This window comes from Pseudomonas sp. PVC-3-1 (assembly GCF_057444315.1).
Genome location: NZ_CM172023.1, coordinates 1,128,959 through 1,151,333, shown reverse-complemented (window position 1 = coordinate 1,151,333; position 22,375 = coordinate 1,128,959). Strand labels below are relative to the sequence as shown.

17 protein-coding genes and 1 pseudogene are annotated in these 22,375 nt (G+C 66.6%); 9 read left to right on the top strand and 9 right to left on the bottom strand.

The features are described 5' to 3' along the window. Positions 1-28 precede the first annotated feature (28 nt). The 6 genes from AC2T4A_RS05455 (at position 29) to fdhA (ending at position 8,193) form a co-directional block, all read left to right on the top strand. On the top strand, positions 29-1,279 hold the full coding sequence (locus AC2T4A_RS05455; RefSeq protein ID WP_045214067.1) for a sarcosine oxidase subunit beta: 1,251 nt from the start codon (positions 29-31) through the stop codon (positions 1,277-1,279). A 196-nt stretch (positions 1,280-1,475) separates the two neighbouring features. Beyond that, positions 1,476-1,805, top strand: a complete 330-nt coding sequence (locus AC2T4A_RS05450; RefSeq protein WP_478376998.1) for a sarcosine oxidase subunit delta — start codon at positions 1,476-1,478, stop codon at positions 1,803-1,805. Further along, a complete protein-coding gene (locus AC2T4A_RS05445; RefSeq protein ID WP_486742882.1) occupies positions 1,805-4,825 on the top strand; it encodes a sarcosine oxidase subunit alpha in 3,021 nt (1,006 codons plus the stop codon). The genes AC2T4A_RS05450 and AC2T4A_RS05445 overlap by 1 nt, the downstream gene beginning before the upstream one ends. Positions 4,826-5,004: 179 nt before the next feature. Further along, on the top strand, positions 5,005-5,640 hold the full coding sequence (locus AC2T4A_RS05440) for a sarcosine oxidase subunit gamma (protein WP_486742881.1): 636 nt from the start codon (positions 5,005-5,007) through the stop codon (positions 5,638-5,640). A 95-nt stretch (positions 5,641-5,735) separates the two neighbouring features. Further along, positions 5,736-6,593 (top strand): formyltetrahydrofolate deformylase, encoded by an 858-nt coding sequence (locus AC2T4A_RS05435; protein WP_478376995.1) that lies wholly within the window; start codon positions 5,736-5,738, stop codon positions 6,591-6,593. A gap of 400 nt (positions 6,594-6,993) precedes the next feature. Beyond that, positions 6,994-8,193, top strand: coding sequence for a formaldehyde dehydrogenase, glutathione-independent (gene fdhA / locus AC2T4A_RS05430; protein WP_045214055.1), 1,200 nt, complete (start codon positions 6,994-6,996; stop codon positions 8,191-8,193). A 180-nt stretch (positions 8,194-8,373) separates the two neighbouring features. On the opposite strand, the gene AC2T4A_RS05425 is transcribed toward fdhA, so the two are convergent. The 9 genes and pseudogenes from AC2T4A_RS05425 to AC2T4A_RS05385 all read right to left on the bottom strand — a co-directional run bounded on the left by AC2T4A_RS05425 (position 8,374) and on the right by AC2T4A_RS05385 (position 18,899). Then, on the bottom strand, positions 8,374-8,769 hold the full coding sequence (locus tag AC2T4A_RS05425) for a lysozyme inhibitor LprI family protein (protein ID WP_478376994.1): 396 nt from the start codon (positions 8,767-8,769) through the stop codon (positions 8,374-8,376). Positions 8,770-8,877: 108 nt separating this feature from the next. Then, a complete protein-coding gene (locus tag AC2T4A_RS05420) occupies positions 8,878-10,455 on the bottom strand; it encodes a fatty acid--CoA ligase (RefSeq protein ID WP_416744296.1) in 1,578 nt (525 codons plus the stop codon). A 447-nt stretch (positions 10,456-10,902) separates the two neighbouring features. Beyond that, complete coding sequence (locus AC2T4A_RS05415; protein ID WP_486742880.1) at positions 10,903-12,015, bottom strand: class II histone deacetylase; 1,113 nt, start codon at positions 12,013-12,015, stop codon at positions 10,903-10,905. After that, a complete protein-coding gene (locus AC2T4A_RS05410; RefSeq protein ID WP_486742879.1) occupies positions 12,012-13,403 on the bottom strand; it encodes a purine-cytosine permease family protein in 1,392 nt (463 codons plus the stop codon). Before AC2T4A_RS05410 ends, AC2T4A_RS05415 begins: the two co-directional genes overlap by 4 nt. 66 nt (positions 13,404-13,469) lie before the next feature. Continuing rightward, positions 13,470-14,516 carry an ABC transporter substrate-binding protein gene (locus AC2T4A_RS05405; RefSeq protein WP_478376991.1) on the bottom strand — a complete coding sequence of 349 codons (1,047 nt, stop codon included), beginning with the start codon at positions 14,514-14,516 and terminating at the stop codon, positions 13,470-13,472. A 354-nt stretch (positions 14,517-14,870) separates the two neighbouring features. Next, positions 14,871-16,253 (bottom strand): aspartate aminotransferase family protein, encoded by a 1,383-nt coding sequence (locus AC2T4A_RS05400; protein WP_253441418.1) that lies wholly within the window; start codon positions 16,251-16,253, stop codon positions 14,871-14,873. Positions 16,254-16,265: 12 nt separating this feature from the next. Continuing rightward, positions 16,266-16,366, bottom strand: a pseudogene (locus AC2T4A_RS05395) (hypothetical protein); the annotation flags it as partial. A 59-nt stretch (positions 16,367-16,425) separates the two neighbouring features. Further along, complete coding sequence (locus tag AC2T4A_RS05390; protein WP_478376990.1) at positions 16,426-17,919, bottom strand: aldehyde dehydrogenase; 1,494 nt, start codon at positions 17,917-17,919, stop codon at positions 16,426-16,428. Between the two features lie 182 nt (positions 17,920-18,101). Continuing rightward, on the bottom strand, positions 18,102-18,899 hold the full coding sequence (locus AC2T4A_RS05385; RefSeq protein WP_486742878.1) for a carbon-nitrogen hydrolase family protein: 798 nt from the start codon (positions 18,897-18,899) through the stop codon (positions 18,102-18,104). Positions 18,900-19,102: 203 nt separating this feature from the next. Between AC2T4A_RS05385 and AC2T4A_RS05380 the strand changes: the two genes are divergently transcribed. The 3 genes from AC2T4A_RS05380 (at position 19,103) to AC2T4A_RS05370 (ending at position 22,343) form a co-directional block, all read left to right on the top strand. Continuing rightward, positions 19,103-20,011, top strand: coding sequence for a LysR substrate-binding domain-containing protein (locus AC2T4A_RS05380; RefSeq protein WP_416744286.1), 909 nt, complete (start codon positions 19,103-19,105; stop codon positions 20,009-20,011). Between the two features lie 385 nt (positions 20,012-20,396). After that, complete coding sequence (locus AC2T4A_RS05375) at positions 20,397-21,425, top strand: DUF5924 family protein (RefSeq protein ID WP_416744285.1); 1,029 nt, start codon at positions 20,397-20,399, stop codon at positions 21,423-21,425. A gap of 78 nt (positions 21,426-21,503) precedes the next feature. Continuing rightward, entirely contained in the window at positions 21,504-22,343 is an 840-nt protein-coding gene (locus AC2T4A_RS05370; protein WP_416744284.1) for an acyl-CoA thioesterase, read from the top strand. Positions 22,344-22,375: the final 32 nt, after the last annotated feature.

Below are 22,375 nucleotides of genomic sequence, written 5' to 3'. Positions count from 1 at the left end.
CGCGACAAGAGATATTCAGGAGCACCCCATGCAACGCTACTCCGGCTTCGGCCTGTTCAAGCATTCCCTGAGCCACCACGAGAACTGGCAGCGCATGTGGCGCACGCCCACGCCCAAGCCGGTGTATGACGTGGTCATCGTCGGCGGCGGCGGGCATGGCCTGGCCACTGCCTACTACCTGGCCAAGGAGCACGGCATCACCAACGTCGCGGTGATCGAGAAGGGCTGGCTGGGCGGCGGCAACACCGCGCGCAACACCACCATCGTGCGTTCCAACTATCTGTGGGACGAGTCGGCGCTGCTCTACGAACACGCCATGAAACTGTGGGAAGGCCTGTCTCAGGACCTCAACTACAACGTCATGTTCTCCCAGCGCGGCGTCTACAACCTCTGCCACACCCTGCAGGACATGCGCGATGGCGAGCGCCGCGTGAGCGCCAACCGCCTCAACGGCGTGGACGGCGAGTTGCTCAACGCCCAGCAGGTGGCCGAAGAGATTCCCTACCTGAACTGCACCAAGAGCGCCCGCTACCCGGTCATGGGCTCCACCGTGCAGCGCCGTGGCGGCGTCGCCCGACACGATGCCGTGGCCTGGGGCTTCGCCCGTGCCGCCGACGCCCTGGGCGTGGACCTGATCCAGCAGACCGAAGTGATCGGCTTCCGCAAGCAGGACGGCGCGGTGATCGGCGTCGAGACCAACCGCGGCTTCATCGGCGCCAAGCGCGTCGGCGTGGTCACCGCCGGCAACTCCGGGCACATGGCCATGCTCGCCGGCTTCCGCCTGCCGATCGAATCGCACCCGCTGCAGGCGCTGGTCTCCGAGCCGCTGAAACCCATCATCGACAGCGTGATCATGTCCAACGCCGTGCACGGCTACATCAGCCAGTCGGACAAGGGCGACCTGGTCATCGGCGCCGGCATCGACGGCTACAACGGCTATGGCCAGCGCGGTTCCTACCCGGTGATCGAACACACCCTGCAGGCCATCGTCGAGATGTTCCCGGTGCTCTCGCGCGTACGCATGAACCGCCAGTGGGGCGGCATCGTCGACACCACCCCGGACGCCTGCCCGATCATCGGCAAGACCCCGGTGAAGAACCTGTTCTTCAACTGCGGCTGGGGCACCGGCGGCTTCAAGGCCACACCCGGTTCGGGCAACGTCTTCGCCGCCACCCTCGCCAAGGGCGAGCCGCATCCGCTGGCCGCGCCCTTCTCCATCGAACGCTTCCACACCGGCGCGCTGATCGACGAACACGGCGCCGCGGCCGTAGCTCACTAAAAGCCGCCCGAAGGGCGAAATCTGATGACCCTCTCCCTTCAGGGAGAGGGTGCCCGAAGGGCGGGAGAGGGTGCTGAAGGCGCGAGCCGACCCTCGACTGAAACGAAACAACGGGAGAGCGACCCTCTCCCCAACCCTCTCCCTGATGGGAGAGGGTGCCGGTCAGCCGGCAAGATCAGTTTCCGGAGGCTACAAAATGCTGAATATCTTCTGCCCCCATTGCGGCGAGCTGCGTTCCGAAGAGGAATTCCACGCCAAGGGCCAGGCGCACATCCCGCGCCCGCTCGATCCGGCCGCCTGCACCGACGCCGAGTGGGGCGACTACATGTTCTTCCGCGACAACCCGCGCGGCATCCACCACGAGCTGTGGGTGCACGCCGCCGGCTGCCGCCAGTACTTCAACGTCACCCGCCACACGGTGACCTACGAGATTCTGGAAACCTACAAGATCGGCGAAAAGCCCAGCATCACCGCCGCCGACTCCGAGAAGAAATCCGCCGTCCAGCCCGCCGTGGAGAAGGCCTAATGAGCCAGATCAATCGCCTGTCCCGTGGCGGTCGCATCGACCGCAACAAGCCGCTGACCTTCAGCTTCAACGGCCAGAGCTACCAGGGCTTCGCCGGTGACACCCTGGCCGCTGCGCTGCTGGCCAACGGTGTCGACATCCTCGGCCGCAGCTTCAAGTACTCGCGCCCGCGCGGCATCGTCGCCGCCGGCGCCGAAGAGCCCAACGCCATCCTGCAGATCGGCTCGCGCGAATCCACCCAGGTGCCCAACGTGCGCGCCACCCAGCAGGCGCTGTACAACGGCCTGGTGTCGACCGCCACCAACGGCTGGCCGAACGTGCAGAACGACCTCATGGGGATCTTCGGCAAGGTCGGCGGCAAGCTGATGCCGCCCGGCTTCTACTACAAGACCTTCATGTACCCGCAGTCCATGTGGCTGACCTACGAGAAGTACATCCGCAAGGCCGCCGGCCTCGGCCGCGCGCCCACCGAAGTGGACCCGGACAGCTACGACTGGATGAATCGCCACGCCGACGTACTGATCGTCGGCGCCGGCCCCGCCGGCCTCGCCGCCGCCCTGGCCGCCTCGCGCAGCGGTGCGCGGGTAATCCTCGCCGATGAACAGGAAGAGTTCGGCGGCAGCCTGCTCGACACCCGCGAAACCCTCGACGGCAAGCCGGCCGAGGAGTGGGTGGCCAAGGCCATCGCCGAGCTGGAAGGCAACCCGGACGTGGTCCTGCTGCCACGCGCCACGGTCAACGGCTACCACGACCACAACTTCCTCACCATCCACGAGCGTCGCACCGACCACCTGGGCGAGACCGCTCCGCTGGGCCAGGTGCGCATGCGCGTGCACCGCGTTCGCGCCAACCGCGTGGTACTCGCCGCCGGCGCCCACGAGCGCCCGCTGGTCTACGGCAACAACGACGTGCCGGGCAACATGCTCGCCGGTGCCGTCTCCACCTATGTGCGCCGCTACGGCGTGGCACCGGGCAAGAAGCTGGTGCTGTCCACCAACAACGACTACGCCTACCGCGTCGCCCTGGACTGGCAGGAAGCCGGTCTGCAGGTGGTCGCCATCGCCGACGCCCGCCCCAATCCGCGCGGCGAATGGGTCGAGGAAGCGCGCAAGCGCGGTATGCGGGTCATCACTGGCAGCGCAGTGATCGAGGCACGCGGCAGCAAACGCGTGAGCGGCGCGAAGGTGGCGTCCATCGACACCTTCCGTCACAAGGTCAATGCGCCCGGTGAGTGGCTGGACTGCGACCTGGTCGCCAGCTCCGGCGGCTACAGCCCGGTGGTGCACCTGGCCTCGCACCTGGGCGGCAAGCCGGAATGGCGCGAGGACATCCTTGCCTTCGTGCCCGGCCTGGCCTTCCAGAAACGCCTCTGTGCCGGCGCGGTGAACGGCGTGTTCCGTCTCGCCGATGCCCTGGCCGACGGCTACCAGGCCGGCAGCCAGGCCGCTGTCGACGGCGGTTTCAAGGCGGTCGAAGGCGAGCTTCCGGTGGTCGCCGAGCGCGCCGAGGATGCCACCCTCGCGCTGTTCCAGGTGCCCCACGAAAAATCCACGGCGCGCGCGCCCAAGCAATTCGTCGATACCCAGAACGACGTCACCGCCGCCGCCATCGAGCTGGCCTGCCGCGAGGGCTTCGAGTCCATCGAGCACGTCAAGCGCTACACCGCGCTGGGCTTCGGCACCGACCAGGGCAAGCTGGGCAACATCAACGGCCTGGCGATCGCCGCCCGCGCCCAGGGCAAGAGCATCGCCGACACCGGCACCACCATGTTCCGCCCCAACTACACCCCGGTGACCTTCGGCGCCGTCGCCGGCCGTCACTGCGGTCACCTGTTCGAGCCGGTGCGCTTCACCGCCCTGCACGCCTGGCACGTGAAGAACGGCGCCGAGTTCGAGGACGTCGGCCAGTGGAAGCGCCCGTGGTACTTCCCCAAGCGCGGCGAAGACATGCACGCCGCCGTGGCCCGCGAATGCCGCGCCGTGCGTGAGTCGGTCGGCCTGCTCGACGCCTCGACCCTGGGCAAGATCGACATCCAGGGCCCGGACGCCCGCGAGTTCCTCAACCGCGTCTACACCAATGCCTGGACCAAGCTGGACGTGGGCAAGGCCCGCTATGGCCTGATGTGCAAGGAAGACGGCATGGTCTTCGACGATGGCGTCACCGCATGCCTGGCCGACAACCACTTCGTCATGACCACCACCACCGGCGGCGCGGCGCGCGTGCTGGAGTGGCTGGAGCTGTACCACCAGACCGAATGGCCGGAGCTTGCGGTGTACTTCACCTCGGTCACCGACCACTGGGCCACCCTGACCCTGTCCGGCCCCAACAGCCGCAAGCTGCTGGCCGAGGTTACCGACATCGACCTGGACAAGGACGCCTTCCCGTTCATGACCTGGAAGGAAGGCAAGGTCGCCGGCGTGCCGGCGCGGGTGTTCCGCATCTCCTTCACCGGCGAGCTGTCCTACGAGGTGAACATCCAGGCCAACTACGCCATGGGTGTGCTGGAGGCCATCGTCGCCGCCGGCGCGAAGTACAACCTGACGCCGTACGGCACCGAGACCATGCACGTCCTGCGCGCCGAGAAGGGCTTCATCATCGTCGGCCAGGACACCGACGCCTCGGTTACCCCGGACGATCTGAACATGGGTTGGGCGGTAGGTCGCACCAAGCCGTTCTCCTGGATCGGCTGGCGCGGCATGAACCGCGCCGATTGCCAGCGCGAGGACCGCAAGCAGCTGGTGGGGTTGAAGCCCACCAACCCCATGGACCTGCTGCCCGAAGGCGCGCAGCTGCTGTTCACCCCGCAGCACACCGTCCCGGCGACCATGGTCGGCCACGTCACCTCCAGCTACATGAGCAGCAGCCTGGGCTACAGCTTCGCGTTGGCGGTGGTGAAGGGCGGCATCAAGCGCCTGGGCGAGAAGGTCTACGCCCCGTTGGCGGACGGCCGCGTGATCGAGGCGGAAATCTGCAGCTCGGTGTTCTACGACCCGAAAGGCGAACGGCAGAACGTGGATTGATCGGAGTGGGGTTCGCCCCTCTCCCCCCGCCCTCTCCCTGAAGGGAGAGGGAGTGACTGAAGCTCCCGGATGGCACCGTGTATCAGTACGCACGGACATCCCCTCTCCCTTCAGGGAGAGGGCTAGGGAGAGGGCAGACAGGCTTCCAGGGCGCTCCGCGCCCCCAAGGTGAACAGAACATGAGCAAAGCCAACCTCTACCAGCAACGCCCCGCAGACGGCATCCAGGCCGAGTCCCCCCTGCACCACGCCGAGCTGGACAAGCTCGCTGCGCGCAAGGTGGCCAACGCCGGCGTGACCCTGCGCGAGAAGAAATTCCTCGGCCACCTGACCCTGCGTGGCGACGCCCACGACCCGGCCTTCGCCGGCGGCGTGCACAAAGCCCTGGGCCTGGAGCTGCCGGTGGCCCTGGGCCTGGTAGCCAAGGACGAAACCTCGCTGCAGTGGCTCGGCCCGGACGAGTGGCTGCTGATCGTCCCCGGTGGCGAGGAATTTGCCGTCGAGCAGCGCCTGCGCGAAGCACTCGGCGAGGACCTGCACTACTCGGTGATCAACGTCAGCGGCGGCCAGACCCTGCTGGAGCTCGAAGGCGCCAAGGTCCGCGAAGTGCTGATGAAGTCCACCGGCTACGACGTGCACCCGAGCAACTTCCCGGTGGGCAAGGCGGTGGGTACGAACTTCGCCAAGTCCCAGCTGGTGATCCGTCATACCGGCGAGCACACCTGGGAACTGGTGGTGCGCCGCAGCTTCTCCGACTACATCTGGCTGTGGCTGCAGGACGCCTGCGCCGAGTACGGCCTGCAGATAGCTGCGTAAGAAACGCGCTTCCCCCTCTCCCACCGGGAGAGGGCCGGGGTGAGGGAAACCCCACTCCAACCTCTGCGACCAGCGGAAAACTTCGGAGCCAGACCATGAGCCGCACCCCCGATACCTGGATCCTCACCGCCGACAGCCCGAGCCTGCTGGGCACGGTGGACGTGGTCACGCGCTACCTGTTCGAACAGCGCTGCTACGTCACCGAGCACCACTCCTTCGACGATCGCCTGGCGCAGCGCTTCTTCATCCGCATCGAATTCCGCGCCGGCGACGGCTTCGACGAAGCGGCCTTCCGCGCTGGCCTCGCCGATCGCGTCTCGCCCTTCCAGATGAACGTCGAACTGACTCCGCCGGGTTACCGCAGCAAGGTGGTGATCATGGTCTCCAAGGCCGACCACTGCCTGAACGACCTGCTCTACCGACAGCGCATCGGCCAACTGCCGATGGACGTGATGGCGGTGGTCTCCAACCACCCGGACCTGGAGCCGCTGGCGCGCTGGCATGGCATCCCCTATCACCACTTCGCCCTCGACCCGAACGACAAGGGCGCGCAGGAGGCGAAGGTCTGGCAGGTGATCGAGGAAACCGGCGCCGAACTGGTGATCCTCGCTCGCTACATGCAGGTGCTGTCCCCCGAGCTGTGCCGCCGCCTGGACGGCTGGGCGATCAACATCCACCACTCGCTGCTGCCCGGTTTCAAGGGCGCCAAGCCCTACCACCAGGCCTACCAGAAGGGCGTGAAGCTGGTCGGCGCCACGGCCCACTACATCAACAACGACCTCGACGAGGGCCCGATCATCGCCCAGGGCGTCGAGCCCGTGGACCACTCCCACTACCCCGAGGACCTGATCGCCAAGGGCCGCGACGTGGAATGCCTGACCCTGGCCAAGGCCGTGGGCTACCACATCGAGAAACGCGTGTTCCTGAATGCCAATAGGACAGTAGTGCTGTAAGCACAGCCCGTACCTGTAGGGCGGATAACGCCACAGGCGTTATCCGCCATGACGCCTGCAACGGCGGATGGATGGGACTCATCCGCCCTACGTGTCACCTCGGAGTGCGGCGCGCGCTGTAGAGCGCCCTCTTCCTGGCCCTCTCCCTGAAGGGAGAGGGGATATCCGAGCGAGGGCCGGGCTCCGTGCCATCCGGCCACACCGTACAGCCCCCTCTCCCTTCAGGGAGAGGGTTGGGGAGAGGGTCTTGAAGCCCGCTCCCAAGCACCGAGCAACACCGACAGCCCAGCCGGCTGCCTGCAGTACCGACCGGCCCTGTCGCGCAACACACGACATCCCAGTGCAGAACCGCGCGCCGCAAGGCCCGCCTTTGTACCCACAAACACAATGAGGAATGCGTATGTCTGGCAATCGTGGTGTGGTTTATCTCGGCCCGGGAAAGGTCGAGGTCCAGAACATCCCCTATCCGAAGATGCAGGACCCGCAGGGCAAGCAGATCGACCACGGGGTGATCCTTCGCGTGGTTTCCACCAACATCTGCGGCTCCGACCAGCACATGGTCCGTGGCCGTACCACCGCGCCGGAAGGCCTGGTGCTGGGCCACGAGATCACCGGTGAGGTGGTGGAGATCGGCCGTGGCGTGGAAACCATGAAGATCGGCGACCTGGTCTCGGTGCCGTTCAACGTGGCCTGCGGCCACTGCCGCACCTGCAAGGAGCAGCACACCGGCGTCTGCCTGACGGTCAACCCGTCCCGCGCCGGCGGCGCCTATGGCTACGTCGACATGGGCGGCTGGGTCGGCGGCCAGGCCGAGTACGTGATGGTCCCTTACGCCGACTTCAACCTGCTGCGCCTGCCCAACCGCGACGCGGCGATGGAGAAGATCCGCGACCTGACCTGCCTCTCCGACATCCTCCCCACCGGCTATCACGGTGCGGTGACTGCCGGCGTCGGTCCGGGTAGTACCGTCTACATCGCCGGTGCCGGCCCGGTAGGCCTCGCCGCCGCTGCTTCGGCCCGCCTGCTGGGCGCCGCCGTGGTGATCGTCGGTGACGTCAACCCGACCCGCCTGGCCCACGCCAAGGCGCAGGGCTTCGAGATTGCCGACCTGTCCAAGGACACCCCGCTGCACGAGCAGATCGCTGATCTGCTGGGCGAGCCGGAGGTGGACTGCGCAGTCGACGCGGTGGGCTTCGAGGCCCGCGGTCACGGTCATTCGGGCTCGCAGCACGAGGCTCCGGCCACCGTGCTGAACTCGCTGATGGGCGTGGTGCGGGTGGCCGGCAAGATCGGCATTCCGGGCCTGTACGTCACCGAGGATCCGGGCGCGGTGGACGCGGCGGCCAAGCAGGGTTCGCTGAGCATCCGCTTCGGCCTGGGCTGGGCCAAGTCGCACAGCTTCCACACCGGCCAGACCCCGGTGATGAAGTACAACCGCCAGCTGATGCAGGCGATCATGTGGGACCGCATCAAGATCGCCGACGTCGTCGGGGTGGAAGTCATCACCCTGGACCAGGCGCCCAAGGGCTATGGCGAATTCGATGCCGGCGTGCCGAAGAAATTCGTCATCGACCCGCACAACCTGTTCCGCGCCGCCTGACGGCGCACTTGCTCCCGGCCACGCTCCCCCGCGTGGCCGTCTCTCCAGGGGAGCCGCAAGGCTCCCTTTTTTTGTGCGCACGGCTGGGACGTGTAGGAGCGAGCTTGCTCGCGAACCCGCCCAACGCCGGCGCAACTGGGAAATCCGTTCGCGAGCAAGCTCGCTCCTACAGAAGAGCGGTCAGGGCTTGGGAGCGGGACAGTTGAAGTCGCCTTCCTGGCAGTCCGAGAGCGTCTGCAGCTCCTTGATGCGCTGATCGGTCATGGCCTTCAGGCAGTTGCCGTAGGCCATCGGGTAGCCGGAGCCGCCCTCGACGCTGGAGGTCTCGAATTTACAGCTGAGGTCACGGTAGTTCAGCCAGGCTTTCTGCGCGGCGGTCAGGGCCTTCTTCTGCCCGGCATCCAGCCGTTGGCGGTACTGCCCGTAGAGGTCATTGAGGCGTTTGTCGCTGGCCTTGTAGGCCGCGCCGGTGCAGGCGTTGATCTCACCCTGGGTTTGCGCGTCGGCGCAGTCGGAAGCGGCCTGGGCGGAGGCGCAGAGGGCCAGCAGGGCAAGGGGAAGTAGCAGGAGCTTCATGGCGACGCTGTCCGTTGTTCTGGATGAAGCCCCTACTCTAGCCGCTTGACCTGACCCAGTGGCCCGCTCCTGCCGGATCACTGCGTACACTGTCTCGATCCCGGTTGCCTAGTTGACCTGACGCGTACGCCCCACCCAGTAAGGCTCCCGTAGCGCCCGGCGCAGCAATTTGCCGGCGGGATTGCGCGGCATGGCGTCGATGAAGTCGATACTCTTGGGCACCTTGAAGCTGGCGATACGCTCACGGGCCCAGGCCAGGATACTGTCGGCATCGGCTGCGACGCCGGCGCGCAGCACGACCATCGCCTTGACCGCCTCGCCCCACCGCTCATCGGGCACTCCGATCACAGCCACATCGGCAACGGCCGGATGACCGTAGATGGCGCTCTCCACCTCGGCCGGGTAGATGTTCTCCCCACCGCTGATGATCATGTCCTTGACCCGGTCGTGGATATAGAGATACCCATCCGCGTCCAGGTAGCCGGCGTCGCCGCTGCGCAACCAGCCATCAGCGTCGATGACGCGGGACGTGTCTTCGTCCTGCTTCCAGTAGCCGGCCATGTTCTGTGGCGAGCGGATCACCACTTCGCCGACCTCTCCGGGCGGCAGCCTGCGGCCGTCCACCCCGACCACCGCCACCTCGCAACCGGGCATGGCCTTGCCGGCGGCGCGCATGCGCGGAACATCGGCGGGGGTATGGTCCTCCGGCGGCAGCGCCACGATCGTGCCCGTGGTCTCGGTCATGCCATATTGCTGGACGAAACCACAACCGAAGACCTCCATGCCCTCGCGCAGCAGCGCCGCAGGAATTGGCGAAGAGCCGTAGAGCATGTGCTTGAGCCGCGAGTAGTCCACCTGGCGGACACGTGGATCGCGCAGCACGATCTGCAAGGCCGCCGGCACCATGAACAGTTTGCTGACCCGATCGTGGGCGATGTAGTCGAGCACCTTGCTCGGGTCGAACTCGCGTGCCACGACCCCCTTGCAGCCAGACAGAATGCCGCGCACGCCCCAACCCGAACCGCCGATATGCGCGACCGGCATGGCCACCAGCGAGACGTCGTCGTCGCTCCAGAGCGACCAGTCCGCGCCCTCGCATAGCGAAATCCGGGTTCCGCTGGTCAGGTTCCGATGCATCAGCATCACGCCCTTGGGACGACCTGTCGTGCCCGACGTGTAGAGCTGGAGCACCACGTCGGCAGGCTTCGCCTCGTGCGCCGGCGGGGTACTCGGGCAGGCGTCGCGCCAGTGGCTGTAAGCCGGCCAGTCGGGCTCCCCGCTCTCCATTGCCACCGCACGGCGAACCAGCGGCAGCGTCGGGAGCAGGTTGCGTACCGAAGCCGCTGATTCGGCGCCGACGAAGACCAGTGTCGCGTCGCAGTGCGCAACGATGTACTGGATCTCGGGCCCGGCCAGCCGCCAGCTCACCGGTGTGATAACGGCCCCCATCTTGGCCGCGCCGAAGAACAGTTCGAAATAGTGGTCGCTGTTCTTGCCGACATAGGCGATTCGGTCGCCAGCCTTCACCCCGTCGGCCAGCAGCGCCTGCGCAACACGGTCGGTATGGCGATCCAGATCGGCAAACGTGGTTTCGCGGCCTTCGAAGGCATACGCAATGGCCCCGGCCCGCTCTTGGGCGAAGTGGCGAATCGCGCTGGGCAGTGTCGCGAGGTATTCCGTGTCCATGAACCTGGCCTCCTGTTCTGATTGTTGTAGAGGATGGGTAACGATTTTTCAGGGGGTGCTGAAAGGCGTCGTCAGCGCGGCGCCAAACGCGGACTGGCGCGCACCGAACCTGCGGGCAGGTCGCCTGAGGACAGGTGTTGTTCCTCGCTGAATCGGAAATCCACTGGCGCGTCGTTCGGTGCGAACGAGACTCGGGCATTCTGGGCGACGCCCGTCATCCCAGCGACGTTCGAAGGAACTATTCGTGCTGAGTGAGAACGGCGTCCACTACCCGATGGCCACTCGCATCAGGCGAGGAAAGCACCGGGATCGCCCCGGGCCTGGGTCTGCGAACACTCATCGGCCAGCGTCTGCCGAAGCGGCAATGGCAGCCGCGGGACAGAAGCCCAGCGTTGGTGGACGGATCGACCGTCAGGTTCGATCCGCCCACTCAGGCACGCGGCAAGCTCAGCCCAGCAGCTTCGCCGCCATCCGCTCCAGCGCCTGGCGCTGGAAGGCGCGGAAGTCCGCGTCGGGCTGCTGGCCTTCGAGCATCGGCAGGAAGGGATCGACCACTTCGGTACGCACGCCGGCCATTTCCTCGATCACCGCATGACCGCAGAACGGCACGTAGGCTTCCGCGTAACCGCCCTCGTGCACCACCACCAGCTTGCCAGCGCACAGGCGCTCGGCAGCATCGCGCACGGCGGCGGTCATGAAGCGGAAGGTCTCGCTGTGGGCGAGCATGCGTGCCAGCGGGTCCACGCCGTTGGCGTCGAAGCCGCTGGCGACCACGATCAGCTCCGGCTGGAAGCGCTCCAGCGCCGGCACGATGATGGTCTCCATGGCCACGCGGTAGGCATCGTCACCACTGCCCGGATAGAGCGGCACGTTGAGGTTGTAGCCCCTGCCCGCGCCCTCGCCGATATCGCCCACCGCACCGGTGCCGGTGGGGTAGCAGTCGGCCTGGTGGATCGACAGGGTCAGCACGTCGTCGCGGCCGTAGAAGATCGCCTCGGTGCCGTTGCCGTGGTGCACATCCCAGTCGAGCACCGCCACGCGCTTGATCCCATGGCGCGCCTTGGCCGTCTCCACCGCCACGGCGATGTTGGCCAGGTAGCAGAAGCCCATGCCGCGATCCGGCAGGCAGTGGTGGCCCGGCGGACGGGACAGCGCGTAGGCGTTGTCCAGTTCGCCGCGCAGCACCGCGTCCACCGCGGCGATGGTCAGGCCAGCGGACTGCCGCGCGATGTCGTAGGTGCCATGGCTGACCATGGTCTCTTCGCCCATGTCGCCGTGGCCGGCTTCGCTGTAGGCCTTGAAGCGCTCCAGGTAGCTGGCCGGGTGCACGCGCAGCAGGTCTTCCTCGCTGGCCAGCGGCGCGCTGGACAGATGCAGCTGGTTGCTCAGGCCGGAGACGTCCATCAGGCTTTTCAGCCGGCGCTTGCTCTCCGGCGACTCGGCATGACCGCCGCCCACCGGCGGCTGCAACCAGCCACCGACGGGAAGGATCAGCGCGTGCAGCCCGGTCGCATGCCAGAAGCAGCGCTCGTCGAAGAAGAACCCGGTCCGACGGCTCATGCGCGGGCCGCCTTCAGGGCACGCTGGCGCTTGCGGCTGAACAGCCAGTAGACCGGCGAGACCACGCCCAGGCCGACGACCCAGGAGACGTCCGCGCCGTTCATGGCCTGCGCCGCCGCACCGGTGTAGAGCGCGGTGGACATGAACGGAACCTGCACCAGGATGCCGAGGATGTAGCAGTTCACCGCGGTCCAGTTGAAGGTGCCGTAGATGCCGCCGTCGCGGCGGAAGAACGACAGCACGTCGTACTCACCGTGAGCGATCAGGTAGTAGTCGACCAGGTTGATCGCGCTCCAGGGCACCAGCACGTAGAGCAGCAGCAGGATGAAGTTGGTGTAGTTGGCCATGAAGTTGTCCTGGCCGAGCAGGGCGATGGTCAGAGAGCCGCCGAACAGCGCCAGGGCGATCACCGCGCGCCAGCCGGCCTTGGCCGACCAGGCGGGGATCAGCGTCTGGCCGACGGTGATGGCCGAGAGCGTGCCGCAGTAAAGGTTCATCGAGTTGGTGGCGGCGATGCCGATGGAGAACACCGCGACCATGATGGCGCTGAAGCCGCCGGTCATCTCGATCAGGCCGGCAATGACGTCGCCTTCGCCCACCGACAGGCCGACCAGCACACCCAGCAGCATCGGCAGGATCGAGCCCAGGCAGCAACCCCAGTAGCTGGACCAGAACGCGGTGCGCGAACCAGTGCCCTGCGGCATGTAGCGCGAGTAGTCGGAAACGTAGGGCGCATAGGCCAATTGCCACAGGGCGGCGATGGACAGCGCGCCGAGGAAGCCGGGGATGTTGTTCTCGTTGCGCTGCAGCAGGTCCGCCGGCAGGCCGTGGACGAACACCAGCCAGACGAAGCTGACCAGCAGCACCGCGCCGGACAGCCAGGACATCACGCGGGTGTAGCCGTGGATCAGGCGGTAGCCGAACACCGTGGCGATCACGCTGATCGCGCCCACCAGCAGGATGCCGGTGTTGGTGCCGATCACCTCGAAGCGCGCATGCAGCGCCTGGCCGCCGAGCACTAGGTTGGAGGCGAAGAAGCCCAGGTACATGATCACCACCAGGGCGACCACCAGCAAGGAGCCGAAGGAACCGAACTGGCCGCGGGTCTGCACCATCTGCGGTACGCCCAGCTGCGGGCCCTGGGCCGAGTGCAGGGCCATGAACACGCCACCTACCAGGTTGCCGAGCACCAGCGCCAGCACGGCGGCGAAGAATGGCAGCTTGAACACGGTGACCGCCAGGGCGCCGGTGACCACGGTCAGCAGCATGATGTTGCTGCCGAACCAGATGGTGAAGAGGTCGCGGGCGCGGCCGTGTCGTTCGTGTGCGGCGATGGGCTGGATGGTGCTCAGCTCCAGAGTCGTCGCCTGGTTTTGCGTCGTTGTCATTGTGGTTCTCACGCGTCGTTGGCAAGGCAGGCCCGGCGCAAACGCCGGGCTTGGATCAGGAAAGGATCAGCGGGCGGCCCAGGCGTTGAAGCGCTGTTCGAGCTCTTCGCCGTGGTCGACCCAGAAGGCCGCGTCCACCGAACGGGCGCCCTCGAGGTTGGCCGGCGCGGTGGGCAGCGCATCGCGCACGTCCGCCGGCAGCAGGTCCAGCGTGCCTTTATGCACGGGGCCGTAGGGGATGTTCTCGGAGAAGGTCTTCTGGGTTTGCGGCTGGCTGGCGAAGGCGATGAACTTCTCGGCCAGCGCCTTGTTCGGGGTGCCTTTCACCACGGCCCAGTATTCCGGGTCGTACAGGCTGCCCGGCCAGACGATGCCCAGCTTCACACCTTCCTTCTGCGCGGCGGCTATGCGGCCGTTGTAGGCGGCGCTCATTACCACGTCGCCGGCGGCCAGCCACTGCGGCGGTTGCGCGCCGGCTTCCCACCACTGGATGTTGCCCTTGAGCTGGTCGAGCTTGGCGAAGGCACGGTCGACGCCTTCCTTCGTGCCGAGCACCTTGTAGAGGTCGTCCTGTTTCACGCCGTCGGCCAGCAAGGCGATTTCCAGGGTGTACTTGGCGCCCTTGCGCAGGCCGCGCTTGCCCGGGTATTCGCTGGTGTTCCAGAAATCGGCCCAGGATTGCGGGGCCTTGGCGACCTTGGCGCCGTTGTAGGCCATGACCATGGACCAGACGTAGGTGGCCACGCCGCACTCGCTGAGGGTGCCGGGGACGAAATTCTTCTCCTCGCCGATGGCCGCCGGGTCGATGCGCTCGAACAGGCCTTCCTCGCAGCCGCGCAGCAGCTCGGGGCTTTCCACCTCGACCACGTCCCAGGTGACCTTGCCGACGTCGACCATGGCTTTCACCTTGGCCATCTCGCCGTTGTATTCGCCGGCGACGATCTTGCCGGCGCCGCTGGCCTCGAAGGGCTTGAAGTAAGCCTGCTCCTGGGCCGCCTTGGTGGCGCCGCCGAAGGAGATGACGGTGATGCTTTGGGACTGCGCGTTAACACTACCGACAGCGGCAGCGAGGGCACAGGTGATGGAGATGCGCGTGAGCAAGGACACTTTCATGGAACGACTCCCACAGCCGGATTGGCGTTGTTGTGTTGCTGGGCAGTACTCCCGGCCAGAAGCCGGGCAAAAGGGTTCCATCGCGCGGGCGTCTTCGCGCTCGCGGCGTTGTTCTGGAGCTTGTTCTTCGTAGGAGCGAGCTTGCTCGCGAACAATCGGCGCTAGCGGATTCCCTCTCCCCCGCCCTCTCCCTGAAGGGAGAGGGAGCTATCCGAGCCGGCTGACACCACGGCATCAGCCTGCACCGATCCAGTCCCCTCTCCCTTCAGGGAGAGGGTTAGGGAGAGGGGCCATCCCCCGAGGCACGGTTCGCGAGCAAGCTCGCTCCTTCAAAAAAAGCGGAAGCGGGTGCCGTTACAGCACGCCGATTTCCTGGGCCGTGCGATCCACCGCGCGGCGGGTCTTGTCGACCAGCTCGTCAATCTCGGCACGGCCGGCGACCAGCGCCGGGGCCATGATCATGCGGCCGAGGGTGGAACGGATGATCACGCCTTCCTCGAAGCCGATGGTGCGGCAGCGCCAGGCGATGTCGTTCTCGTTGTCGAAGCGTTTGCGGGTGGCCTTGTCCTGGACGAACTGCAGCGCGGCGACGAAGCCGGTGCCCTGGATGTCGCCCACCAGCGGGTGGTTGCCGAAGACCTCGCGCAGGCACTGTTGCAGGTAGGGGCCGGTGTCGTTCTTCACCGCATTCACCCAGCCCTCGTCACGCAGCGCGCGCAGGTTGGCGACGGCAACGGCAGCGGCCACCGGGTGGCCGGAGTAGGTCAGGCCGTGGGCGAACACGCCGCCCTCTTCCACCAGCGCCTGGGCGATGCGCTTGCTCAGCACCAGGCCGCCCATGGGGATGTAACCGCTGGTCAATCCCTTGGCGATGGACAGGGTGTCGGGCTGGAAGCCGAAGTGCTGGTGGGCGAACCACTCGCCGGTACGGCCGAAGCCACCGATCACTTCGTCGGCGCACAGCAGCACGTCGTACTGGCGGCAGATGCGCTGGATTTCCGGCCAGTAGCTTTCCGGCGGGAAGATCATGCCGCCGGCGCCCTGGAAGGGTTCGGCGATGAAGCCGGCAACGTTGTCGGCGCCCAGCTCGAGAATTTTCTCTTCCAGCTGCAGGGCGCAGCGACGGCCGAACTCGGCCGGGGTCAGGTCACCGCCGGCGGCGAAGAAGTAGGGTTCGTCGATGTGCGCGATGTCCGGGATCAGGCCGCCCATCTCGTGCATGAACTTCATGCCGCCCAGCGCGGTGGCCGCCAGGGTGGAGCCGTGGTAGCCGTTCCAGCGGCCGATCATGATCTTCTTCTGCGGCTTGCCTTCGATCTGCCAGAAGCGGCGCACGGTACGGATCAGCACCTCGTTGGCCTCGGAGCCGGAGTTGGTGTAGATCGCGTGGCTGTAGTGGTCGGGCAGCAGGCTGAAAAGGGTCTCGGAGAGCTCGATCACCGCCGGGTGGGTGGTGTGGAAGAACATGTTGTAGTACGGCAGCTCGTCGAGCTGGGCGGTGGCGGCGGCGGTCAGGTCCTTGCGGCCGTAGCCCAGGTTGGTGCACCACAGGCCGGACATGCCGTCGATGTACTTGTTGCCGTCGTTGTCCCAGAGGTGCAGGCCTTCGCCGCGCACCATCACGCGCGGGCCTTCGGCGTTCAGCGCCTTCTGATCGAGGAAGGCATGGATGTGGTGGGCCGCATCCGCTTTCTGGTATTCACGGGTGTCGCGCGGGGCGCGGGTGTTGTCGGTCATCGACTTTCTCCTCTATCCCTCGGCGGTGCTCCGGCAGCCGGCCTGAGGGGTCTTCAGGGGATCGAGGGCGACGGACTTACCTGGGCAGTCTCACCGGCCGTCTCGAACGGTTCGGTTAGCAATCGGGGTATTGCTCAGGCGCCGGGTTCGACCCCGGCGGCCTGTCTTGTCTTCAGTCGCGCAGCTGGAACCAGGTGGTCTTCAACTGGGTGTACTTGTCGAACGAGTGCAGCGAGAGGTCGCGGCCGAAGCCGGACTGCTTGCCGCCACCAAAGGGAATCGCCGGGTCCAGCGCGTCCACGGTGTTCACCGACACGGTGCCGGCATTGAGCTTGCGGGCCACGCGGTGAGCGCGGTGCAGGTCATCGCTCCACAGCGAAGCGGCGAGGCCGTAGATGCTGTCGTTGGCCATACGCACGGCTTCCTCTTCGCTATCGAAGGGGATGACTGCAAGCACCGGGCCGAACACTTCGTCGCGGGCCAGGGACTGTTCCGGGCGCACGCCGGTGAAGATGGTCGGTTCGATGAAGTTGTCCGAGCCATTGAAGCTCAGCTGGCGGCCGCCGCAGGCGAGCTGCGCGCCGTCGCTCTGGGCGCGGTCGATGCAGGCCATGATGCCGGCGGTCTGCTTGTTGTCGACGATGGAGCCGGCGCGGCTGGCCGGGTCCAGCGGGTCGCCGGGCGCCCAGTCGCGGGCCTTGGCGATCAGGCGCTCGACGAATTCGTCATGGATCGAACGCTCCACCAGCAGGCGCGAGTTGGCCGAGCAGACTTCGCCCTGGTTGAAGAAGATGCCGAAGGCGGCTTTTTCAGCGGCCAAGTCAAGGTCGCGGCAGTCGGCGAACACCAGGTTCGGGCTCTTGCCGCCGCACTCCAGCCAGACCTGCTTGAGGTTGGACTGCGCGGAATACTGCATGAAGTACTTGCCGACCTGGGTCGAGCCGGTGAACACCAGGGCGTCCACGTCCGGGTGCAGGCCCAGCGCCTTGCCGGCGGTTTCGCCCAGGCCCGGCACGACGTTCAGCACACCTTCGGGGATGCCGGCTTCCAGCGCCAGCTCGGCCAGGCGCAGGGCGGAGAACGGCGACTGCTCGGCGGGCTTGAGCACCACGGAGTTGCCGGCGGCCAGCGCGGGCGCCAGCTTCCAGGCGGCCATGTCGAGGGGGAAGTTCCACGGCACCACGGCGCCGATCACGCCCAGCGGCGTGCGGGTGATGGTGGCCAGGGCGTTCTGCGCAGTCGGGGCGACCTGGTCGTAGAGCTTGTCGAGGCTTTCGGCGTACCAGGAGAACACGCCAGCGGCGCCAGGCACGTCGATGTTCCAGGCGTCCATCACCGGCTTGCCCATGTTCAGGGTGTCGAGCAGGGCCAGTTCGTCGCGGTGGGTCATCATCAGCTCGGCGAGCTTCTGCAGCACGGCCTTGCGCTCACGCGGCGCCATGCGCGCCCAGGGGCCGGTCTCGAAGGCCTGGCGGGCAATGCGCACGGCGGCGTCGATCTCGGCCGCGCCACAGGCGGCGACATTGGCCAGCAGGCGATTGGTCGCCGGGTCGATGGACGCGAAGGTCGCACCATCCTGCGCGGCCACGCGGCGGCCGCCGATCAGCGCGCTGTCGATGAAGGTCTGCCGGGCAGCACGCTGCCGCCAATCGTTGAGCTCGTACACCAGGGCACTCCGTAGAGGATCGTTGTTGTTGGAATGTGGATTGGATGGTCGCCCAAGGCCTTGCCAAGGAAAATTATTAAATTTGTCTTCGGCCTATATGAAAAAGCTGGGCAACCTCGCACCGGAGCAGAGCATGACGCGCCATTGCGGTGCGTGCCTGCGCACCGCTGCAGGGCCCGTATTCAGCGGGTCAGCGCGCCGTACAACCGGGGGCGACGGCACGCCAGGTAGGGGAAGGTCTCGGCCTGGCGGGCACGCTGCTCGGGGTCCAGGTCAACGACCAGCAGACTCTCCGCGGGCCCGGCGGCAGCCAGGCGCTCACCATCCGGCGCGACGATGCAGGAGCCGCCGAGGAAGGCCAGTCCGTCCTCCACGCCGCAATGGTTGCAGTAGGCGACGAACAGCTGGTTCTCCACCGCCCGCGCCGGGACGATCACGCCCGGCACCGCGCCGTATTCCGGCGTCAATGCGGTGGGGATCAGGATCAGCCCGGCGCCATTGAGCGCGTGGGTACGCACCGCCTCGGGGTACTCCACGTCGAAGCAGATCAGCAGGCCGATACGCCAGCCGGCATAGTCGAACGGGGCTTCCAGTAGATCGCCGGGGCTGAATACTTCCCGCTCCATGGCACCGAACAGGTGCGCCTTGCGGTAGTGCCCGATGGCGCTGCCGGATGGGCCGATCACCTGCACCGAGTTGTACGGTTTGCCGCCCTGCGGATGGCGTTCGGCGTAACCGTAGGCGATGGCAACGCCATGCTTGCGCGCCAGTTCGCCGATGCGCCTGGCCGACGGCCCGGCCGCCGCCTCGGCCAGCTCATTCATGCGCTGCGGGACGTTGTAGCCGCCCAGCCACAGCTCGGGGCAGAGCAGCAGTTGCGCGCCGGCGGCGGCCGCGGCGCCGGCCTGGCGCTCCAGTTGGTCGAGGTTGCCGGCAACATCGCCGGGGAGGCCGCAGGTCTGCCAAAGGGCCATGCGCATGAGCTTTACTCCAGGCTGCGTGTACGGGATTTGCAGGTCGTTCCACCGACTGCGCTGGAGTATGCCCGCGCCCGGAGGGTCGCAGCAGGCGGCCAAGGCCATGAAAAATGTGGTCCCCGGCGAGGAAAATCTTCGCCACGGGCCGCCCCCGCCGGCCGGCCCAACGCTGTATCTTGTATAAAAAAGCATCAACGAGGCGTGCAGTGGCTTCCTATACCTTGCGGCAATTGAAGTATTTCGTGACGACCGTGGAATGCGGCAGCGTGGCCGAAGCGTCGCGCAAGCTGTACATCGCGCAGCCGTCCATCTCCACGGCGATCAAGGGGCTGGAAGAGAGCTTCGGCGTGCAGCTGTTCATCCGCCACCACGCCCAGGGCGTGTCGCTCACCCCCAGTGGCGCGCGCTTCTACCGCAAGGCGCAGGAACTGCTGCGCATGGCCCATGAGTTCGAGCAGAACGCCCTGGCCGACAACGACGTGGTGGCCGGGCAGATCGACATTGGCTGCTTCGAGACCGTCGCCCCGCTCTACCTGCCGCGCCTGATCTCGGGCTTCCGCGAACGCTATCCGGGCGTGGAAATCCGCATCAGCGACGGCGAGCAGCAGGAACTGGTGCAGGGCCTCACCGCCGGCCGCTTCGACCTGGCGCTGCTCTACGAGCACGACCTCGACGCGACCATCTCCACCGACCCGCTGATGCCCGCCCAGCGCCCCTACGCGCTGCTGCCGGAGAACCACCGTTTTGCCAAGCAGGACAAGGTCTCCCTGCGCGACCTGGTGCTGGAACCGATGATCCTGCTGGACGTGCAGCCCAGCCGTACCTACTTCGTGCGTATCTTCGAGGAACTGGGGCTGAACCCGCACATCGCCTTCAGCTCGCCGTCGATCGAGATGGTGCGCGGCATGGTCGGCCAGGGCTTCGGCTTCTCAGTGCTGGTGACCCGCCCGCACTCGGAGTGCACCTATGACGGCAAGAAGGTGGTCATGGTGAATATCGCCGAGGACGTCAGCGCCTCCGGCCTGGTCGCCGCCTGGCTCAAGCGCGCCCAGCTGACCAAGCCGGCACAGCTGTTCGTCGACTATGCGCGGGAAGAGTTGAGCGGGAAGCACTGACGCCGTTTTTCGCTTTTCGCTTTTCGCTTTTCGCTTTTCGCTTTTCGTAGGAGCGAGCTTGCTCGCGAACCCGCCCAACTGCGAGGCCTGTTTGCTCGCAAGGACTGCCCGCGCCGGGGCGGGCCATGCCCGCGATTTCCCGCCCCGGCGCCGTGCTGTTCGCGAGCAAGCTCGCTCCTACAAAGAGCCGCCTGGCCGCAACGCATACCACCGGCGCTATCCTGTGGGCGCGCGTGCTCGCGCACTGGCTTCGGAGCGGGGCGCACAGGCAGGGCTGGGGTGAGGGAAACACCCAGGCACCGAGCCCCTCCCGTCACTCCCCGTGCCCTCACCGACATCCAGCGTTACAATCTCGCCCCCTTTCGTTTTCGTAATGCCCCGCCCCATGCTGATCTGGAAAGAGCGCGTGCAGCGCCTTATCACATTCGTCCTCGGCCTGCTGCAACGCTACCCGCGCGTCATCGCCCTGTTCGGCTTCTGCTCCGGGGTCTTCAGCTTCATCATGGTGGACCGCCACCGCGCCGGTTTTGCCCGCGCCATGGCCATCGTCATGCTGGTCAGCTGGATCTGGCTGATGCTGGAAAACCTCCTGACCAAGCGTTTCAAGAGTCGCTTCGGCTGGGAAGTGCCGCCCGGCCTGCTGCGCTATGCGACCCAGCTGATCCACCAGGAAAGCCTGTTCTTCTGCCTGCCGTTCTTCTTCGTCACCACCACCTGGAACAGCGGTCAGGCGCTGTTCACCGGCGTGCTGACGCTGGCGGGGCTCGCGGCGATCACCGACCCGGTCTACTACAAGTGGCTATCGGTGCGGCGCTGGACCTTCCTCGGCTACCACACCCTGACGCTGTTCGCGGTGCTGCTCACCGCGCTGCCGATCATCCTCCACCTGAGCACCCCGCAGAGCTACCAGGCGGCACTGGGCATTGCTGTGCTGCTGTCGTTCCCGAGCCTGGCGGTGACGGTGAAGATCCACAAATGGTGGCGCTGGTTCGCCCTGGTCGGCCTGACCCTCTCCATCGGCGCAGTGGGCTGGTTCGCCCGCGCCTGGGTGCCGCCGTCGACCCTGTGGATGACCGAGATGGCGGTGACCGAGAGCTTCGACAACGCCCAGCGCACCCCCGGCGACAGCCTGGAGACGGTCAGCGTCGCGCAGATCAAGGCCCAAGGTCTCTATGCCTACACCGCGATCAACGCACCGCGCGGGCTGAACGAGCGCATCTATCACGCCTGGCGCAAGGACGGCCAGGAAGTCGACCGCATCGCCCTGGACATCAAGGGCGGCCGCGAAGCCGGCTACCGCGCCTGGACGCACAAGCAGAATTTCCCCAACGACCCGAGCGGGAAATGGCAGGTACAGGTGCTGACGGAGGCCGGCCAAGTCATCGGCACGCTCCGGTTCGAGGTCACGCCCTGACCCTCCGGTTCGCTTGACCAGCCTCGGCGCTTTCCCCTAAAAGACCCTCTTCCGAGAACAAAAAGCGCCGAGAGAGTCATGACCGATACTGCCTTGCACCCGTTCGACCGCGCCGTGGCCCTGCAACCCGTGGCCGGCCAGCCCAACCTCTACGAGGGCCACACCAGCCAGGACTACTGGAACATGGTCGGCCCCTTCGGCGGCGTGACCGCCGCGGTCCTGCTGCAAGGCGCGCTGCGCCATCCGCAGCTGCTCGGCAGCCCGGTGTCGCTGACGGTGAACTACGCCGCTGCAGTCGTGGCCGGCGCCTTCCAGGTCGAAGCCATCCCGGTGCGCACCAACCGTTCCACCCAGCACTGGCTGTTGCAATTGACCCAGGCCGATGAAACCGGTGAACAGCAGGTCACCACCACCGCCACCCTGGTCACCGCGCTGCGCCGAGAAACCTGGAGCCTGACCGATATCCCCGCGCCGGATTTCGCCCCGCCCAGCGACTTCGAACCGATGAGCCCGGCCGCCAAGGGCGTGGCCTGGCCCAAGCAGTACGAGATGCGTCCGGTGTCCGGCGCCTTCCCGACGAAATGGGACGGCAGCGGCGAGACCAGCCGCAGCCAGCTCTGGCTGCGTGACGCCCAGGACCGCCCGCTGGACTTCCTGTCCCTGGCGGCGATGAGCGATATCTTCTACCCGCGCGTGTGGCTGCGCCGCGCCACTCCAGTGCCGGCCGGCACCGTGTCGATCACCACCTACTTCCACACCGACGCCGCGCAGATGGCCGAAGTGGGCAGCGGCTACCTGCTGGGTGACGCCCGCGCCCAGGAATTCCGCAACGGCTTCTTCGACCAGAGCGCGCAGCTGTGGAGCCAGTCCGGCGAGTTGCTGGCGACCAGCAACCAGATCGTTTACTACAAGGAATAAGTGCCTCAGACCCGTTCTCGGAGGGGCATGGG